This is a genomic window from Corallococcus sp. CA041A, assembly GCF_003612075.1.
Classification (GTDB): Bacteria; Myxococcota; Myxococcia; order Myxococcales; family Myxococcaceae; genus Corallococcus; species Corallococcus exiguus.
In genome coordinates this window covers 1-17,806 of the sequence record NZ_RAWF01000204.1, presented here as the reverse complement: position 1 = coordinate 17,806, position 17,806 = coordinate 1, and the positions used below count along the sequence as shown (strand labels likewise).

Sequence of the window (17,806 nt, the reverse complement as noted above, 5' to 3'; positions counted from 1 at the left end):
CGCCAGGAGTGCGTCGAGGGGGCTCGGGGTCTTCATCGCCGCTCCGCATACACCAACGCGCAGTTGGATGCAGCGCCCGTGGCCGGGTAGAACAGGCCTCCGTCATGCGCCTTCCGCCCCTGAACGTCCTGTTGACCGCCTCCGTCCTCCTGGGGACTTCCAGCGCCTGCATCGTGGAGGCCCCCGGAGGGGCCAGCGACCAGGAGCGCCGCGCGGCCACCGTCGCCCAGGTGCCCCCGCTGTCCATCCGCAGCGGCGCCAATCTGGGCGGCAAGGTGGAGGTGGTGGGCGCGTCCGTGCAGCCGGGCCGCATCCCCGTGGGGGACCAGGCGCGCGTCACCGTCTTCTTCAAGGTGCTCCAGCCGATTGAAGAGGACTACCTCGTCTTCGTGCACCTGGAGGACGCGGACGGGCGCATGGAGCGCCTCAACGTGGACCACAAGCCCGCGGGCGGCCTGTACCCCACCACGCAGTGGAAGGTGGGCGAGACGGTGAAGGACGAGTTCGTCATCGCCCTGCCGCAGGGCGCGTCGCCGCGCGCCGTCAATGTGTGGATGGGGCTGTGGGAGCCGCGCAACGACGCACGGCTGCCCATCACCAACCCGGAGGCGGTGCGCAACGACGGCCGGGGGCGCCTGCTGTTGGCGCAGGTCCCCGTGGGCAAGTAACAGGGAAAAAACCGGAGCGGCCCTGTAAGCCGGGTTCTGTCCCCACCCCTTTCGGGATGGGCGGCGAACATTCATCTAGGGCCCTGGTTGCCCAGGGACCTCATCAGCGAGCAACCCGAACGCATGGGACGGGCCATCCCTGTCCCCTTTCGGGGACGCGCTCCTATTGGCTCTTGCTCCAGGTGGGGTTTACCGTGCCGTCCGAGTCACCCCGGACGCGGTGCGCTCTTACCGCACCGTTTCACCCTTACCCGCCCCCTTGCGGGAACGGGCGGTCTGTTTTCTGTGGCACTTTCCTGCGAGTCGCCTCGACTGGCCGTTAGCCAGCACCCTGCCCTCTGGAGCCCGGACTTTCCTCCCGCCATCCATGCCTGCGATGGCCGGCGTTCACCCGGACCGCTCCGGCACTCTGGGGATACAACAGCCAGCCCGGGCGGGTCCACCTTCTGGAAGAGGCGCTGTCGTGTAGCCGCCGACGGGCGGGCGTCCGGGGGCCTGTCGGGTTTCCCCGCGCCTGAGCGTCCCAAAGTCCCCGCGAGCGGCCTTCGTGGGAGGGAGGGGCGGCATGGAAGCGGTCATCTTCACGGGCATCCAGGGGGCGGGGAAGAGCAGCTTCTACCGGGAGCGCTTCTTCACCACGCACGTTCGCCTGAGCCTGGACATGCTCAAGACGCGGCACCGGGAGAAGGTGCTGCTGCGCGCGTGCCTGGAAGCGAAGCAGCCCTTCGTGGTGGACAACACCAACCCCACGGTGGCGGAGCGCTCCCGCTACATCGCGGCCGCGAAGCAGTTCGGCTTCCGCGTGGTGGGGCTCTACTTCCAGTCGAAGGTCGCGGACGCGCTCCTGCGGAATGATCAGCGCCCGGCGGAGCAGCGCGTGCCGCTGGTGGGCGTGCTCGGGACGTACAAGCGATTGCAGGTCCCCCATCCCGAGGAGGGCTTCGACGCGCTTTTCTTCGTCCGGCTGGGGCCGGACGGTTTCACCGTGGAGGAGTGGCAACGTGAAGTTCGATGAACTGGACGAGAAGATGCGCGTGTTCGAGACCGCGCACGACCTGTGCGTGCTGCCCGGCGTGTTCATGGTGGCGCGCATCGATGGGCGCGGCTTCACGCGGCTCACGAAGGAGGTGCACGCCTTCGAGAGCCCCTTCGACGTGCGCGTACGCGACCTGATGGTCGCGACGACCGGGCACCTGATGGACTGCGGCTTCCGGGTCGTCTACGGCTACACGCAGAGCGACGAAATCTCGCTGCTCTTCCACCCGGACGAGGACGCCTTCGGGCGCAAGACGCGCAAGCTCAACTCCATCCTCGCGGGGGAGGCGAGCGCGAAGTTCTCGCTGCTCCTGGGAGACCTGGCCGTGTTCGACTGCCGCATCTGCGAGCTGCCGAACGCGGGGCTCGTGCGCGACTACTTCCGCTGGCGCAACGAGGACGCGGTCCGGAACGCGCTGAACGCGCACTGCTATTGGAGCCTGCGTCGCGAAGGGAAGAACGTAGCGGAGGCCACGAGCATGCTCATGCGCCTGTCGGTGGCGGAGAAGAACGAGCTGCTCTTCCAGCGGGGCGTGAACTTCAACGACGTGCCGAGCTGGCAGAAGCGCGGGACGGGGCTCTACCGGGAGACGTACGCGAAGGAGGCTCGCAACCCGAGGACTGGGGAGACGGTCCTCGCGGAGCGCCGCCGCATCAAGGTGGACTACGAGCTGCCGATGAAGGATGCGTACGGCGCCTTCATCCTGTCGTTGCTGAAGGGCGTGGAGCGATAGTCCCTGGGATGACTTCGACTTCCTTCCGGGTGCGTTCGGGCGCCGCCCTCCTTGTGTTCATGGCGGGCTGTGGAACAGCGAAAGAAGGCACGGCTCCACGCTCCGCTCGCGTGGAGCCCGTGCCCCCGCCTGAATCGGTGTGGCTGCCGGCCGGGCGCTTCGAGATGGGCTCACCGGCGGGCGAGCCGGGGCGGGATGTGGACGAAGGGCCCCGGACGGAGGTCGCGTTCGAGCGCTTCCAGATGGACGTGACGCCCGTGACGGCGCGGGCCTTCGCGGCTCGACGTGAGCAGGTGCGCGCGAAGGATCCGCAAGCGCGTTGGTGGACCGATGCGGAGACCCCAGCGGAATGGCTCGGCCGCTGCAACCTGGACTCCGAGCGCACGGACCATCCGGTGAACTGCGTGGACTGGCGCGCCGCACGGGCCTACTGCGAGCTCGTGGGCGGTGCACTTCCCACGGAGGCGGAGTGGGAGTACGCCGTGCGTGCCTCGACAGCCTCCGCCTTCTGGTGGGGCGAGTCGTTCGACGCGGAGCACGTGGTCGGCTCGGTGTCGTGCACGTCGCGCGGCTGCCTTGGTGGCACGGCTCCGGTGGTCCACGCCGGGCCGCGATGCAACGGCTGGGGGCTTTGCGACATGGCCGGGAACGTGTGGCAGTGGACCGCCACCGGCTACCAGGAGCGGCTGGGCGAGGACGCGCCTTCAGAACCCTCTGGCGTGCCGGAGAAGCCCGTCCACCGTGGGGGCTCCTGGCTCAATCACATGCCTGCCCTGTTCCGGTCCGCCCACCGGGGCCTCGCCTATCCGAAGAACGGCCTGACGGGGGTGGGGTTCCGCTGCGTGCACCGGCGCTGAGCGACGCGGCGTCGGAGGGCAGGGTCACTCCGGGTGCCGTGGAACCAGTCTTTCCCGCCTGGTCCGTATGTTCTGGAGGGCGGTGGCCCACGAGGTCGTGAGGCGCTGTCCTACCCGGGGCGGGGGATTGCGCGTGTTCGCCCGGGTGCCGCAGGATTCGCGCGCACGCGCCCGGGTGCCTTCGCGGCACGGCGCGACGGTTTTGAGGGGGAAGCACATGGTCATTTTCGGTTCGAGGCTCTTTGGCAAGGTCGATGAGATTCCAGGCCTGGGCTTCGTCGCGACGAAGTTCGGTCACATCAACTTCGTGCCGCTCATCCCGCTGGAGGGCTGGCTTGTCACGGCGGAGGAGGGCGATGGCTGGCGCGGGCAGGCCATCTCCATGAGCGGCAAGTCCGTGCTCGTGGCGTGGGCGCGCTTCCTGTTCATCGTCGCGGGGCTCATCTCGCTCGTCGTCGGCTTCGTCGCCTTCGGCGATCACGAGCAGACGGACGCCATCGTCCCAGGCGTGCTCGCGCTGTCCTGCATCGCGGGGCTCATCGCTTCGTACAAGTGGAAGTGGGTGACCCACGCATCGCCGGAGCGCGCGATGGAGATCGCTCGCGAGGCGGGGATCGGCGAAGAGGGGCTGGATCAGCTGCGCCGCATGTACGCGGCATCGGAAGCCGCCACCGTCGCCGTGCCCGCGCAGCCGTGGACGCCGCCGGAGTCCTAGTCCGCCGTTCGCGGTCCTTCGCCGAAAGGCCCTGGGTTCACTTCTCATGAGTCACGTCGTTGGCATTGATCTGGGCACCACGCACTCCCTGGTGGCCGCGCTCGACAGCGCGGGCCGTCCCAACCTCCTGACCAACCGGTTGGGGCAGCGCCTCACGCCGTCGGTGGTGGGGCTGGACGCGGAGGGTCGGCTCCACGTGGGCGAGTCCGCGCGCGCGCAGCTGCTCGTGCATCCGGAGCGCACCATCGCGGAGGTGAAGCGGCGCATGGGCCGCGACCTGCCGGTGATGCTCGGGGACCGGCGCTACAGCCCCACGGAGATCTCCGCGCTCATCCTGCGTGCGCTGCGCGAGGACGCGGAGCGGGCGCTGGGCGGCGCGGTGACGGAGGCCGTGGTCACGGTGCCCGCCTACTTCAGCGATGCGCAGCGACAGGCGACCAAGGACGCGGGAGAACTGGCGGGGCTCAAGGTGGAGCGGCTGCTCAACGAGCCCACCGCCGCTGCGCTCGCGTACGGCGTGAACCACCTGGACGCCGAGCAGTACGTGCTGGTGTACGACCTGGGCGGCGGCACGTTCGATGTGTCGGTGTTGGAGATGTTCCAGGGCGTGCTGGACGTGAAGGCCTCCGCGGGCAACAACCAGCTGGGAGGCAGTGACTTCGACCAGTCGCTGGCCGCGTGGTTGGGCGCGGAGTTCGAGCGCGCCCACGGCGTGTCGCTGGCCGGGAACCTGGCGGCGCAGGTGCGGCTCAAGGCGGCGGCGGAGGCCGCGAAGATCGCGCTCACGTCCGTGGAGGCCACGCCGGTCATCGTGCCATTCCTCGCGCCGGGCCGGGGCGGCACGCCCGCGTCCCTGGAGGTGGAGGTGACGCGCGCGAGGTTCGAGGCGCTGATCACGGACCTGGTGCGCTCCACGCTCGAACCGATGGAGAGCGCGCTGAAGGACGCGAAGCTGGCGAAGAAGTCCATCGCGGAGGTGGTGCTGGTGGGTGGCAGCTCGCGCGTGCCGCTGGTGCGCCGGCTGGTCGCCGAATACTTCGGGCGCGAGCCTCGCGACGGCGTGCACCCCGACGAGGCGGTGGCGCTGGGCGCCGCGCTCCAGGCCGGGCTGAAGACGGGCGCGGTGAGCGCCGCGCACGGCATCATGATCACCGACGTGTGTCCCTTCACGCTGGGAGTGGAGGTGCAGGCGTCGGTGGGGCGCGAGCGGGTGGGCGGAGTCTTCTCTCCGCTCATCCCGCGCAACACGACGGTGCCGGTGTCGCGCACGGAGACCTTCGCGACGACGGCGGACGGGCAGCGCGCGGTGGAGATCCGCGTGTTCCAGGGCGAGGCCCGGCTGGTGAAGGATAACCTGCTGCTGGACGCGTACACGGTGGAGGGCGTGCCGCCCGGGCGCGCGGGGTCGGAGAAGGTCGCGGTCACGTTCACGTACGACATCAACGGCATCCTCGATGTGACGACGCGGGTGGTCTCCACGGGCAAGGAGGCCACGCTGGTGGTGGACAAGCGCTCGCAGCGCCTGGGGCCGGAGCAGCGGCTGGAGGCGAAGGAGCGATTGGCTCGCGAGTGGGGCGCGGCCCCTGTGCCGGCAACGCCGTCGTCCGCACCCGTGTCCGTGGCTCCGCCCGCGGTGTCTCCGGATGCAGACGCGGCCGCATTGTTGAACGCGGCGACCGAACGGATCGCGACCGCGCCAGCGAGCGTGCGTCCCCGGCTGGAGTCGCTGTGCAATGCCTTGCGTGAGGCTCGTGCGAAGGGTGACCGGGGGGCCGCGGCCCGCCTGGACGCAGAGCTCACGGACCTGCTGTTCGACCTGGGCTGAGCAAGCGAATGCTGCTGACCGAGCTCAAGCGTGCGGTGGTGCTGCGCCCGTCCGAACCGTCTGCTCGGTTGGCATTGGCCGAAGCGCTCTTCCAGGAGCGCGACTTTCGCGGGGCCGCGGAGCACGCGCGCAAGGCCTTGGACCTGGGCGGAGGTGGGCCCGCGCGTCGTCTCCTGTGCGGCGCATGGGCGCGCGACGGCAAGCGGACAGAGGCGCTGAAGATGTTGCAGACGTCCGTTCGCGAAACGCCCCGGGATGCATCCCTGCGCGCGGAGTTGATCACGCTCCTGGAGGAGGAGCGGCCGGACGATGCGCTCGTGCATGCGTTCGAGGCCACCGAAGCCGCCCCTGGTGAACTGGAGGCCTGGCGCGCCGTCATCCGTCTGTGCGAGCGCACGAACCGGCCGTCCGAAGCCATGCCCGCGCTCAAGCGGGCCCGTCTCCTTGCACCGGAGGATCCACGCCTCGCGGAGTCGGTGCTGGGGGCTCGCGCGGCGCTCGGACTTCCGGCGACCACCGCCATGCTGGACGCGCCTCCCCTGGAGCAGGCGATCCAGGCCCTCAAGCTGCCCACGGCGCGTGCCGCGCTCTCCGAGGCGAAGCTCGACGCAGCTGTCGAAGCGCTCTCCCGGGGCTCGTTCGCGGAGGTGAAGCGGCAGCTCGTCATCGCACCCGCGGCGACCCGGACCCGCGCCGCCGCGGCCCTGCTTCGCGCGGAGTTGCTGTGGCTGGAGGGACGTCCCGCCGCCCAGGTCGAAGAGGCCCGTCGCGCCGTGCTCGACCTGGCGGGGGCACCGGGGGCCGCGGCGCTGCGTCTGGGAGACCTTCGGCTCGAAGCTGGATCACTGGACGAGGCACAAGCGCTCTATGCCCGCGCGGCCGCGAACGGAGAGTCCCTGGCGGCGGCGGGCCGCGAGGCCGAAATCGCTGAACGTCGCCGTCTGCTGGCGCGTGACCTGCCCGCGGTCGGGCGCGTGGGGGTGCTCGGCTGGCATCCGGGGGGCGGGCATGTCTCGCCGCTGGAGGCGATCGCGGTGCCCGGGCGCGGCGTGCTGCGGTGCAGTGGCCATGTGGGGCCCGAAGGCCAGGAGGCCGCGGACGTGGCCTTCAGCGTGGTGCGTGCCCGAGCTCCCGCGCTGAGCCTGGGAACGCTCACGACCCGCTACGACCTGCACCTGCACTACACCGACACGGAGGTCGGCAAGGACGGCCTGTCGTCAGGGCTCGCGCTCTCGCTGGCGGGCCTTTCCGCGTACACGCAGCGCCCGTTGCCCGCGCGGCTGGCCGTGACGGGTGAATTGACGCTGAACGGTGAAGTGCGGCGGGTGGGCGGCGTGCACGAGAAGTTGGTGGCCGCGTACCTCGAAGGCATGCGCGTGGTGCTGCACCCGCGCCGCAACCTGGACGACGTGGCGGCGCTGCCGCCCGAAGTGTCCGGACGCCTGCGATTGATCGCGGTGGACAGCTTGGATGAGGCGTGGCGGCTCGTGAACGCGGCCGTGAACACGCCAGGACTGGAGCGACGGTGAACAACGAAGCCCGCCAGAACCCCTACGAGGTGCTGGGCGTCGAGAAGGACGCGGACGCCCGCGCCATCAAGAAGGCGTACTTCGAGCGCGTCCGGCAGAACCCGCCGGAGACGCATCCGGAGGAGTTCCGCCGTCTGCGCGAAGCGTACGAGCTGCTCAACGACCCCGAGGCACGCCAGGCCTTCGACGCCAGCGCCGCGCAACAGGCGGATGGCCCGGAGGCGGCGAAGAACGCCGCGCTCCAGGAAGCCATCAACCTGTTCGAGGCAGGTGACAAGGTCGGTGGCCGGAGGCTCCTCACAGAGCTTCTCAACGAACAGCCGGACTTCCACGACGCGCGGATCCTGCTGGGCCGTCACTTCCTCTACGAGGGCGACGCCAAGGAGGCGCTGGCGGAGTTCGACGCCCTGCTCGCGCGGGCACCGGACTCCTGGCAGGGGCACCTGCAACGGGGCTGGGCGTTGCTCCGGCTGGAGCAGATGAAGGAAGCCGCGGATGCCTTCTGGCGCGCGGGTAAGCACGGCCCTTCGGAAGTGGGCCCGCGCGTGGCGCTGGCGGACTGCCTGGAGGCGATGGGGCAGGTGGCGGACGCGCTCAAGGTGCTCGAGCAGGCGCAGTCGCTGCCCGCCATCTCACGGATGGACGTGCTCGCCCTCAAGGTGCGGCGCATCGCGACGATGCTGGAGTTCGGCCAGGACGCCAACGCCGCGAAGGAGCTGGAGCGGCTCGACGCCGAGCTGCCGGAGGACGCCGACGCCGAGCTGCGCCGCTGGACTGGAGGCCAGCTCTCCTCGGCCGCCGCGCATCTCTTCGCCCAGCAGAAGTCCAAGGGCGCGAACCAGTTGCTCGCGTTCGGCCGGCGCTTCAACCCGGAGAGCGCCACGGAGGTCGCGTATCCAACGAGCGTCACCGTGGAGGTGGACGCACTGCCCTCCGTCACCCGTGAATGGCTGCACTCGGAGGCCGAGCGGATCGGCGGCTGGCGCGTCCTGACGACCTGGGTGATGCCGGCCCTCTTCACGTTGGTGTGCGCCACGGCCTTGTGCTTCCTGCTGGCGTTCCTCTTCCTGGGAACCAACGAGCGCGGTGTCTGGGATTGGGTGGGGTGGGCGGCCATCGCGGCGCTCGGTTCCGGCGCCATGTATTTCCAGGCCCGCTATCTCCTGCGGGTGATGGCGAGCCCCTACGGGCGCTTCAACACCATCCATCCCCTGCATCTGATCCAGGTGGCCATCGACCGCATCACCGTGTGGCCGCTCGTGCACCTGCAGGACCTGCAGTTGGTGAATCACCAGACCAACGGCGTCTACCAGCACACCAACATCCAGCTGCGCTTCAGTGACAAGCGCATGGTCCTGACCGTGCGGGGCAAGGACAAGGCGGAGTCACTGGCCCAGGAACTCATCGCCCGTCGCCGCCGGGTGCTGGAGTTGCTCGGCCGGGGAATGCTGGACGCGGAGAGCGGCGTGGAGCACCTGCCTCCGGCGTTGCTGTCGAGCGCGGACAAGCAAGGCCACGTGCGAGCACCGAACACGCCTTCTCCCTGGCCCGGTGTATTCGCCGCCGCGGGGATCGGCGTGTTGCTCGTGGGCGGGGCCGTGTGGCCGCAGAATCGGTTGTCCGCGGAGCACGCCTGGATGCGAGTCGCGTCGCGTGAGGACCTGAGCCCCATGCTCGAGTACCTGCGCGAGCAGCCCGACCCTCGCTTCGTCCCCCAGCTCCAGGCCCGGGTGGACGCGGAGCTGGGCAAGGCGCGGACACGGATGGAGTCCCGATTGGATCCAGGCAGCGCCGCCGCGCCGTCCCGCGCGCTCTTCACGGCGTTGCTGGACGCCGTCTCTCGCAACCACAGCCGCCGCGTCACCGTGACGTGGGAGGCGCCCGCCGGGACGCGGACGCCGGAGCGGGATGACCCTTCGGACTTGATCGTGCACGCATGGCAACGGACGGTGGATGAAGCGCTGGGGCAGGGCGTCCTCGTCGTGGACGGAGGTCGGGGGCTGCCGGGTGACGGGCCGCCGGTGCTCACCCTGCGTGTGCGCGAGGCGTCGAACCCCGGCCCGGGAGGCGCATCACCGCAGCGGGTCTGGTCGGTGACCCAGGAAGGGCTCGGGGCGGACGTGCCGGCTCCTCCGCTGGAACTCGTGGCCGACGCGGCGGATCCGCGTGCCTTGGAGGTCCTCTTCCATGCGTGGGTGGACCGTTGGCAGCTGCCCGGCGCGGGCGAGCGCCGCCCGTTGTTGCTCACCGCTTCGACGCTCACCCAGGAGGCCCGGCCGTGAGTGCTCCTTCGACTTCTCCCCGCCAGGGCATGCTGCTGCTCGGTGGAATCGGTGTCTGTGCGCTCGCCATCGTGGGCGCGGTCCGGTCCCTCGACACGCATGAGCAGGTGCTCTTCGTCAACGCGTTGGACACCTCGGTCACGGTCACCGCGGGCGGCGAGCAGTTTTCGCTCTCGGCGAATGATCATCGGGTGCGCCAGATGCCCGTCGGGCCGTTGGACGTGGACGTGCGCAGCGGGGCGGCCACGCTGGCCCACGAGACGGTGTACGTGACCGACGAGGGTGGCCTCTTCGTCTACAACCTGCTGGGCGCCGCTCCGCTCTACATGGCGACGGTCCGCTACTCGCGGGACGACGCTCCTGGCACCACCGCGCCTGAGTCCGCGCCACTGGTCCTCGCGGGCACGCCCTTCCTGCGGGCTGGACACATCGACTACATGCTCACCGAACCTCCCAAGCGCCTCTCGATGCGCAAGGAGGATGGCCGCTCCACCACGCGCATGCATCTGGGCCAGGTGCCGGGGGGCTGGGCCACGAGCTACGGCTGGCTGATGACGAACCACCACACGGCCAAGGCCGCGCGCCTGGCGGAAGAGCTCGCGCGGGCGCTGCCGGAGACGCCGGGCGCGCAGAACGCCGCCGTTGTCGCGAGGATGGTGCTCGCGCGTGACGAAGGGCTCCTCGCGTCGCTCGCCGCCACGCGGGAGCGGCGTGACGCGCAGCCGGACAGCGTGGATGCCCAGCGGGCGTGGATGTACAACATGCGTCGCGCCGGGCGGACGACTGACGAGGTTCGCGCGTACTACCAGTCCGAGGTGGAACGCCATCCCGACTCCCTGGTCATGGCCGTGATGCTCGCGCGCGTCGAGGCCGAGCCCGCGGGGACCGCGCGGCTGGAGGCGCTGGTGCGCAATCATCCCGGGGAGCTGCTTCCCCGCCGGGCGCTGGCGGTGCGGTATGCACGTCAGCAGCGCTGGGCGGATGCGCTCCCGCTGTTGGATGCAATCGAGCAGGGGGACCCGGACTATTCGCGCTACCAGGACACGCATGCCGAAGTGCTGGTGGCCCTGGGCCGCCGCGCGGAGGCGGCGCGCAGGCTGTCGGAGCGCCTGCTCCAGGCTGGCGCGGAGAAGGATCCACCGGACCTGGATGACGTGCTGCTCTACGCGAAGTTGGTCGGACACGCGTCACAGGACGGCAAGGAGAACGCAGCGATGCGGCAACTCGTCGCGTGGGCCCAGAAGGACCAGCCGGAGGGACTGGTGACCCGGTGGCTCTCGGCCTCGCTGGGACAACCTCCGGATGCCGAGGCGCCGAGCAGCGCGCAGGATGGTTCGGTCGAGACCGCGGCGCGGCTGATGCTGGCGCTCGCCGAGGAGCCAGAGTTCGCCGCGCGGGCTTCCACGCACGTCGACTTCTTCGGCTTCCGCCATGTCGGCTCCGAGGCGGGCATGTTGCTGGCGGCGGAGTTCGAGAGGCTCGGGGACGCCGCGCTGGCAGCTAGGACGCTCGACATCTCCGGCGTGGAACTGGGCTACGGCGAGCTGCAGGACGTGCTGCGCGGCAAGCTGTCCGTGGAGTCGCTGACGGCGACGCTGGACTGGGGAGAGAGGGCCGCGCTCCGTCTGGTCCTCGCGCGCCAGCTGGATGCGCGGGGCCAGGACTCCAAGGCGGCGTATGCACGGGTGAAGAAGGAAGTGTTGCTGCCCGGCGCGGTCAGCATCGCGATCGAGCACTGGACCCGTCCCAAGCCGTCTGGCGCGGTGGCGGGGGATTCGGTGCCTTGACAGAAGGTGTGCAGTCGTCCGGGCTTACGGGGGTAGCTCGGACCCAGCATCACCTGTCCAGATCTCGGGAGGCTGTGAACATTCGATAGAGTTGTGGGGTGCCTGCTCCCCAGCCGCGCTCCGCGAATTTCGGATTCCTGTCGAACCATGACCCATTGCTCGTCGCATTGGGTGCCCAGGCCGAGCGTTACTTCGCCGAAGACCCGACCACCTGCCTGATGAAGCTCCGGCAGTTCGCGGAGGTCCTCGCACAGCGAGCCGCCGCGAACCTCGGACTGCTCGCTTCACCGGACCAGAACCAGGTGGACCTCATCCGTGCACTGGATTCACGCGGTGCACTGACTGTCGAGGTCCGCCAGGTTCTTCATGATCTTCGCCGAGCAGGTAACGCCGCCGCGCATGAGGTCCGGGGAACGCACAGTGATGCCCTTCATGGACTGAAGATCGCTCGGGTGCTGGCCATCTGGTTCCACCGGACCTTCAGCAAGGAGCGCAACTTCAACCCCGGGCCGTTCATCCCGCCGCCTGACCCAGCGCAGGAGAGCAAGGTGCTCGCGCAGGAACTGGAGCGGCTTCGGCGTGAACTGGCGCATGCGAAGCTCGGTGCGGAGGCCTCTCAGTCCGCGGCAGCCGAGGAGGCCCGGCGGCGGCTTTCCGCTGAGGATCGAGCTCGCAAGGACGCCGAGGAGCGCGAGGTCTGGCAGTCGCTCGCCGAGGAAGCGGAGGCGAAGCTCCGGGCCCAGCTTGACGCTGCTCAAGTTCAGGCGAAGGCGACACCCACGAAGCAGCTCGACATCCTGGTTCGGCAGGCGCAGTCCGCCGGCTCCGACCTGGACCTGGACGAGACCGACACGCGCAAGCTGATCGACGCGCAGCTCCGTCAGGTGGGCTGGGAGGTCGACTCGCAGACCCTGACCTTCGCGGCGGGCGTTCGTCCGCAGCGTGGCCGAAACATGGCCATCGCGGAGTGGCCCACCGCGAGCGGTCCCGCGGACTACGTCCTCTTCGCGGGTCTGGAGGTCCTGGCCGTGGTCGAAGCGAAGCGCCGGAGCAAGGACGTACCGGGCGCCATCCAGCAAGCGAAGCGGTACAGCGAGGGATATCGGGTCCAGGGGGAGGAGGTCCTTCCAGGGGGGCCTTGGGGCAAGTACCTGGTGCCCTTCCTCTTCGCGACGAACGGCAGGCCGTACCTGCGCCAACTCGAGCTGAAGAGTGGAATCCATTTCCTCGATGCGCGGCGCCCGACCAACCATTCCCGGGCCCTCGTCGACTGGTACTCGCCAGAGGGCCTGAAGGGGTTGCTCCAGCAGGACAAGGCTGCATCCGAAGCGGCCCTGCGCGTGGAGCCGACCGAGTATCTCGGTCTGCGCGACTACCAGATCAATGCCATCCATGCCGTCGAGTCGGCGCTGGAGGCAGGGCGCCGCGACTGTCTCATCGCCATGGCCACGGGCACGGGCAAGACGAGGACGTTCATCGGCCTCGTGTACCGGCTCGTGAAGACCCGTCGCTTCCGCCGCGTGCTCTTCCTCGTGGATCGCAGTGCCCTGGGCGAGCAGGCCATCAACGCCTTCAAGCACGCGCGTCTGGAGGGGCTTCAGACCTTCACGGACATCTTCAACGTGAAGGGCATGGAGGACATCCGGCCGGACCCTGAGACCAAGCTCCACTTCGCCACGATTCAGGGGATGGTGAAACGGACGCTCTACAGCGACGACGGCGAACGGCCGAACGTGGACGACTACGACTGCATCGTCGTGGACGAGTGCCACCGGGGGTACACCCTCGACCGGGAGATGAGCGACACGGAGCTGAGCTTCCGGAGCCAGGACGACTACATCAGCACGTATCGGCGGGTCCTCGACCACTTCGATGCGGTGAAGATTGGACTGACTGCGACACCCGCTCTGCACACCACGCAGATTTTTGGCGAGCCGGTGTTCACGTACAGCTACCCGGAAGCGGTCATCGACGGCTGGCTCGTGGACCATGAGCCGCCCATCCGCATCACCACCGAGCTGTCCGAAGGAGGCATCCGCTGGGCCGCTGGTGAGCAGGCCGCGACCTGGAACGTCGAGACCCAGCAGCTCGACCTCATCCACATGAAGGACGAGCTGTCCTTCGACGTGGATGCGTTCAACACCCGGGTCATCACCGAGAACTTCAATCGGATTGTCTGTGAGGAATTGGCTCGGCAGATTGATCCTGCCGCTGACGGTAAGACCCTCATCTTCTGCGTTACCGAGGACCACGCGGACCTGGTGGTCAAGGAGTTGAAGAAGGCGCTGGACGCGCGGTACGGGGGCGTGGACGACAACGCCGTGGTGAGGATCACCGGCAGCTCGGACAGGCCGCTCCACCTCATTCGTCTCTTCAAGAACGAGAAGCAGCCAAGCATCGCCGTCACCGTGGACCTGCTCACGACCGGCATCGACGTACCGCCCATCGTGAACCTCGTGTTCTTGCGGCGGGTGAAGAGCCGCATCCTCTACGAGCAGATGTTGGGCCGAGGGACGCGGCGGTGTGACGACATCGGCAAGGAGGTCTTCCGCATCTTCGATGCCGTGGACCTCTACGCGGCCCTGGAGCGCTTCACGTCGATGAAGCCGGTCGTCGTGAATCCGTCTTTCACGTTCGTGCAGCTCGCCCAGGAACTCCTGAGCCTGAAGGACGCCGAGGCACAGCGGCAGGTGATTGATCAGTTCGTGGTCAAGCTCCAGCGCAAGCGGCGGTCCATCGAGCAGAAGTCCGCCGAGCACTTCGAGGCTGCCGCTGGAATGCCCGTCGGAGACCTTTTGCTCTTCCTCCGGAAGAAGTCCTCCGCCGAGGTCGCGGCCTGGTTCTCAGCGCACAAGCAGGTGGGCGAGGTGCTCGATACGACCACGGGGCCCGTGCCGCCCATCTACGTCAGCCATCACGAGGACTCGCTGAAGTCCGTGGAGCGGGGCTACGGCCCGGGGCGTGTCCGGCCCGGTGACTACCTGAACGACTTCGGGGCCTTCATCCGGAACAACCAGAACGTGCTCCCAGCGCTGCTGATGGTGTGCCAGCGGCCGCGTGAGCTGACGCGCCAGCAGCTCAAGGAGCTGAAGCTGGCGCTGGACAGGGAGGGCTACAACGAGACCTCGCTCCAGACGGCCTGGCGGGAGACGACCAACCAGGACATCGCGGCCTCCATCATCGGCTTCATCCGGCAGCGGGCACTGGGAGAGGCGCTGGTCCCGTACTCGGAGCGTGTGGACCGGGCCTTGCGCAAGGTGCTGGAAGCGAAGGCCTGGACGCCACCGCAGCGGAAGTGGCTGGAGCGGATCGCCAAGCAGCTCAAGGTCGAGTCCGTTGTAGACAGGGACGCATTCGACCAGGGCCAGTTTGGGGCCAGTGGTGGCTTCACGTACTTCAACAAGGTCTTCGAGGGTCGTCTGGAGCAGGTCCTTGCTGACCTGAACGACGCTCTCTGGCAACAAGGTGGCAAGGCAACCGGATGAACACCAACGCGAACGAACTCGTACAGAAGCTCTGGAACCTCTGCTCCCTGCTCCGTGAAGACGGGGTGACGTACCACCAGTACGTCGCCGAGCTGGCCTTCGTGCTGTTCTTGAAGATGGCGAAGGAGACCAAGCGGGAGGATCAGCTCCCCAAGGGGTACCGCTGGGATGATTTGGTCAGGCAGGAGGGAGTAGATCAGCTTCGGTTCTACAAGGAACTGCTCCTCTATCTCGGCACAAAGGGCAGCAACCGCGTCCAGGACATCTACGCGAATGCCAATACATCGCTGAGACATCCGAAGAGCCTGAACGCGCTCGTGAAGGCCCTGGATGCGCTCGACTGGTACGGAGTGGACCGGGAAGACCTCGGCGACCTCTACGAAGGGCTCCTGGAGAAGAACGCCACGGAGGTGAAGTCCGGAGCGGGGCAGTACTTCACGCCTCGGCCCCTGGTGGACGCGATCATCGCCATGGTGAAGCCGCAGCCCGGTGAGACCGTGCAGGACCCTGCCGCGGGGACGGGCGGGTTTCTCATCGCTGCCGACCGGTACGTCCGCTCACAGACGGACGAATATCACGACCTTGAAGTGAAGCTTCAAGAGTTCCAACGCAGGAAAGCATTTTATGGTGTGGAGCTGGTTCCTGAGACGCGACGCCTAGCTTTGATGAATATGGCGTTGCATGGCCTTGAGGGAGAGCTTTTTCTCGGCGACACGCTCTCTCCTTTGGGGCGTGATTTAGCAAAGGCTGACATCATCATCACGAACCCGCCGTTCGGGACCAAGAAGGGCGGAGGAAAGCCCGAGCGCGATGACTTCACGTTCCCGACCTCCAACAAGCAGCTCGCGTTCCTGGAGCATGTGTATCGGGGACTGAAGCCCGGTGGTCGCGCGGCCGTTGTCGTTCCGGACAATGTGCTCTTCGAGGAGAACGTCGGTCAGGAGATCCGCGCCGACCTCATGGACAAGTGCGACTTGCACACCGTCCTGCGACTGCCGACAGGTATCTTCTACGCGCAAGGGGTGAAGACGAACGTGCTGTTCTTCACGCGGGGACAACGGGATAAGGGCAATACGAAGGCTGTCTGGTTCTACGATATGCGGACTGGCGCTCCTGCTTATGGAAAGCGGACGCCATTCTTGCGGAGTCACTTCGCCGACTTCGAAAAGGCATTTGGTGCTGACCCGCACGGCAAGAGCAAGCGAAGCGACCAGGGGACCGAGGGCCGGTTCCGGAAGTTCGGCCGCGAGGAGATCAAAGCCCGTGGCGACAACTTAGACGTGCTCTGGCTCAAGGATGAGGGGATGAGGAGTACCGATGACCTGCCAGAACCCGAGGCGATCGCAGCCGAAATCCGGGAGCAGTTGCAGGTAGCAGTTTCCGAAGTCCAAGCCCTTGAAGGGCTGCTGAGCGGCTCCTCGGAGGTAGGATGAACAGTTGGGCCTCGATCAAGGTCGCCGAAGCCACAACCAAAGTTGGAAGTGGCGCCACACCCAAGGGGGGCCAAGAGAGCTACCAGATGGCCGGTGTCCCTTTGATCCGCTCGATGAATGTGCGTTTCGAGGGCTTTGACCGGGAGGGGCTTGCATTCCTATCGGAAGAACAGGCCCATGCGCTCGACGGCGTTGTTGTCGCTCCCGATGACATTCTCCTGAATATCACAGGGGCCTCCATTGGCCGGGTGACGCTTGCGCCAGCGGATATGGCGGGAGCCAGAGTTAATCAACACGTGTGCATCATTAGGCCACGACCTGGACTTGAACCTAAATTCGTTGGGTATTTTCTCCGGGCTCCATTAATGCAGCAAATGATCATGTCCGAGCAGTATGGCGCGACTAGGCAGGCGCTAACTAAGGCCATGATTTTGGATTTTGACGTTCCGCTTCCGCCCCTCAACGAACAGCGCCGGATCGTCGCCAAGCTCGAAGCACTCCTGGCCCGTAGCCGCCGTGCGAAGGAAGCACTGGACGTCATCCCGGCATTGCTTGCGCGATTCCGGCAGTCGGTGCTCGCAGCCGCGTTCCGGGGTGACCTGACACGGGATTGGCGTGAGGCCAACCCGGATGTGGAGCCCGCATCAGCGCTACTGGAGCGGATCCGCTCCGAGAGGTACAGCCGCTGGGAGGAGGCCGAACTGAAGCGGATGCGGACGAGTGGCAAGATGCTTAGGGATGACAGGTGGAAGGACCGCTACGAAGAGCCGGTACCGCTCGACGCTCCTGCTTTGCCCGAGCTTCCAACCGGATGGAGTTGGGCGCCGCTCGATCTGCTCCTGACCGCACTGCGCAACGGAATTGCGGCAAAGCCGGATCGCGAAGCTGGGCTGCCTATCTTGCGTATCAGTGCAGTACGTCCATTGTCCGTTGACTTGACTGATCTACGTTACCTTCCTGAGAGTGACGAGCATTTCCCGTACCTTTTGAAGGAAGGTGATCTTCTTTTCACTAGATACAATGGTAACGCGGATCTGGTCGGATCATGTGCTGTCGTGCGCGGCCTTCAGTGCCCGATTGTTTATCCCGACAAGCTCATCCGAGGCCGCGTTGTAGAGGGGTTCGTCCTACCTGAGCTTGTGTCCATGGCTGCGAGCTGCGGCGCATCAAGAGCCTTCATTGATGAAAGGTCTAAGTCGGCTGCCGGTCAGGTGGGAATTTCAGGTGGCGACCTGAGAAGGGTCCCTATTCCTGTTCCTCCGCTTGCTGAGCAACGCGTCCTGGTTGGCCGAGTGACCAAAGCCTTCGCGAAGGCCGCCAGCATTGATGGTAACCGTCCGGCCAACGATGTGCCGTGAGGGATTGCCGGGGGAGCGGTTCGCGGCGGACGCTTCCGGGCATGGCGAAGCAGGTGGAGAAGCCGGAGTGGGCGCGCATCGCGGAAGCCTTCGAGGCC

General features: G+C 67.4%; 12 protein-coding genes and 1 other RNA gene. 12 read left to right on the top strand and 1 reads right to left on the bottom strand.

Annotated features, from left to right (window positions below; translation table 11 throughout):
• Window positions 1-104 precede the first annotated feature (104 nt).
• Window positions 105-668 carry a hypothetical protein gene (locus tag D7V77_RS29935; RefSeq protein WP_120579711.1) on the top strand — a complete coding sequence of 188 codons (564 nt, stop codon included), beginning with the start codon at window positions 105-107 and terminating at the stop codon, window positions 666-668.
• 9 nt (window positions 669-677) lie between these two features.
• Here D7V77_RS29935 and rnpB read toward each other — a convergent pair.
• Window positions 678-1,071, bottom strand: an RNA gene (gene rnpB / locus D7V77_RS29930) — RNase P RNA component class A.
• Window positions 1,072-1,233: 162 nt separating this feature from the next.
• Here rnpB and D7V77_RS29925 point away from each other — a divergent pair.
• The 11 genes from D7V77_RS29925 to D7V77_RS29875 all read left to right on the top strand — a co-directional run bounded on the left by D7V77_RS29925 (window position 1,234) and on the right by D7V77_RS29875 (window position 17,708).
• A complete protein-coding gene (locus D7V77_RS29925; RefSeq protein WP_120579710.1) occupies window positions 1,234-1,683 on the top strand; it encodes an AAA family ATPase in 450 nt (149 codons plus the stop codon).
• Window positions 1,670-2,437 carry a tRNA(His) guanylyltransferase Thg1 family protein gene (locus tag D7V77_RS29920; RefSeq protein WP_120579709.1) on the top strand — a complete coding sequence of 256 codons (768 nt, stop codon included), beginning with the start codon at window positions 1,670-1,672 and terminating at the stop codon, window positions 2,435-2,437. Before D7V77_RS29925 ends, D7V77_RS29920 begins: the two co-directional genes overlap by 14 nt.
• Before the next feature lie 119 nt (window positions 2,438-2,556).
• The gene (locus tag D7V77_RS29915; RefSeq protein WP_158624513.1) at window positions 2,557-3,294 is read left to right on the top strand and encodes an SUMF1/EgtB/PvdO family nonheme iron enzyme; all 738 of its coding nucleotides are present in this window, start codon (window positions 2,557-2,559) and stop codon (window positions 3,292-3,294) included.
• Window positions 3,295-3,511: 217 nt separating this feature from the next.
• Window positions 3,512-4,009: a hypothetical protein gene (locus D7V77_RS29910; RefSeq protein WP_120579707.1), complete on the top strand. Its 498-nt coding sequence runs from the start codon at window positions 3,512-3,514 to the stop codon at window positions 4,007-4,009.
• 46 nt (window positions 4,010-4,055) lie between these two features.
• Window positions 4,056-5,834 carry an Hsp70 family protein gene (locus D7V77_RS29905; RefSeq protein WP_120579706.1) on the top strand — a complete coding sequence of 593 codons (1,779 nt, stop codon included), beginning with the start codon at window positions 4,056-4,058 and terminating at the stop codon, window positions 5,832-5,834.
• An 8-nt stretch (window positions 5,835-5,842) separates the two neighbouring features.
• Window positions 5,843-7,363, top strand: coding sequence for a S16 family serine protease (locus D7V77_RS29900; RefSeq protein WP_120579705.1), 1,521 nt, complete (start codon window positions 5,843-5,845; stop codon window positions 7,361-7,363).
• On the top strand, window positions 7,360-9,645 hold the full coding sequence (locus D7V77_RS29895) for a DnaJ domain-containing protein (protein WP_120579704.1): 2,286 nt from the start codon (window positions 7,360-7,362) through the stop codon (window positions 9,643-9,645). Before D7V77_RS29900 ends, D7V77_RS29895 begins: the two co-directional genes overlap by 4 nt.
• The gene (locus tag D7V77_RS29890; RefSeq protein ID WP_147452204.1) at window positions 9,642-11,432 is read left to right on the top strand and encodes a lipopolysaccharide assembly protein LapB; all 1,791 of its coding nucleotides are present in this window, start codon (window positions 9,642-9,644) and stop codon (window positions 11,430-11,432) included. Before D7V77_RS29895 ends, D7V77_RS29890 begins: the two co-directional genes overlap by 4 nt.
• A 98-nt stretch (window positions 11,433-11,530) precedes the next feature.
• Window positions 11,531-14,917 carry a type I restriction-modification system endonuclease gene (gene hsdR / locus D7V77_RS29885; protein WP_120579702.1) on the top strand — a complete coding sequence of 1,129 codons (3,387 nt, stop codon included), beginning with the start codon at window positions 11,531-11,533 and terminating at the stop codon, window positions 14,915-14,917.
• On the top strand, window positions 14,914-16,350 hold the full coding sequence (locus D7V77_RS29880) for an N-6 DNA methylase (RefSeq protein WP_120579701.1): 1,437 nt from the start codon (window positions 14,914-14,916) through the stop codon (window positions 16,348-16,350). Before hsdR ends, D7V77_RS29880 begins: the two co-directional genes overlap by 4 nt.
• Window positions 16,347-17,708 carry a restriction endonuclease subunit S gene (locus D7V77_RS29875; protein WP_120579700.1) on the top strand — a complete coding sequence of 454 codons (1,362 nt, stop codon included), beginning with the start codon at window positions 16,347-16,349 and terminating at the stop codon, window positions 17,706-17,708. The genes D7V77_RS29880 and D7V77_RS29875 overlap by 4 nt, the downstream gene beginning before the upstream one ends.
• Window positions 17,709-17,806 lie beyond the last annotated feature (98 nt).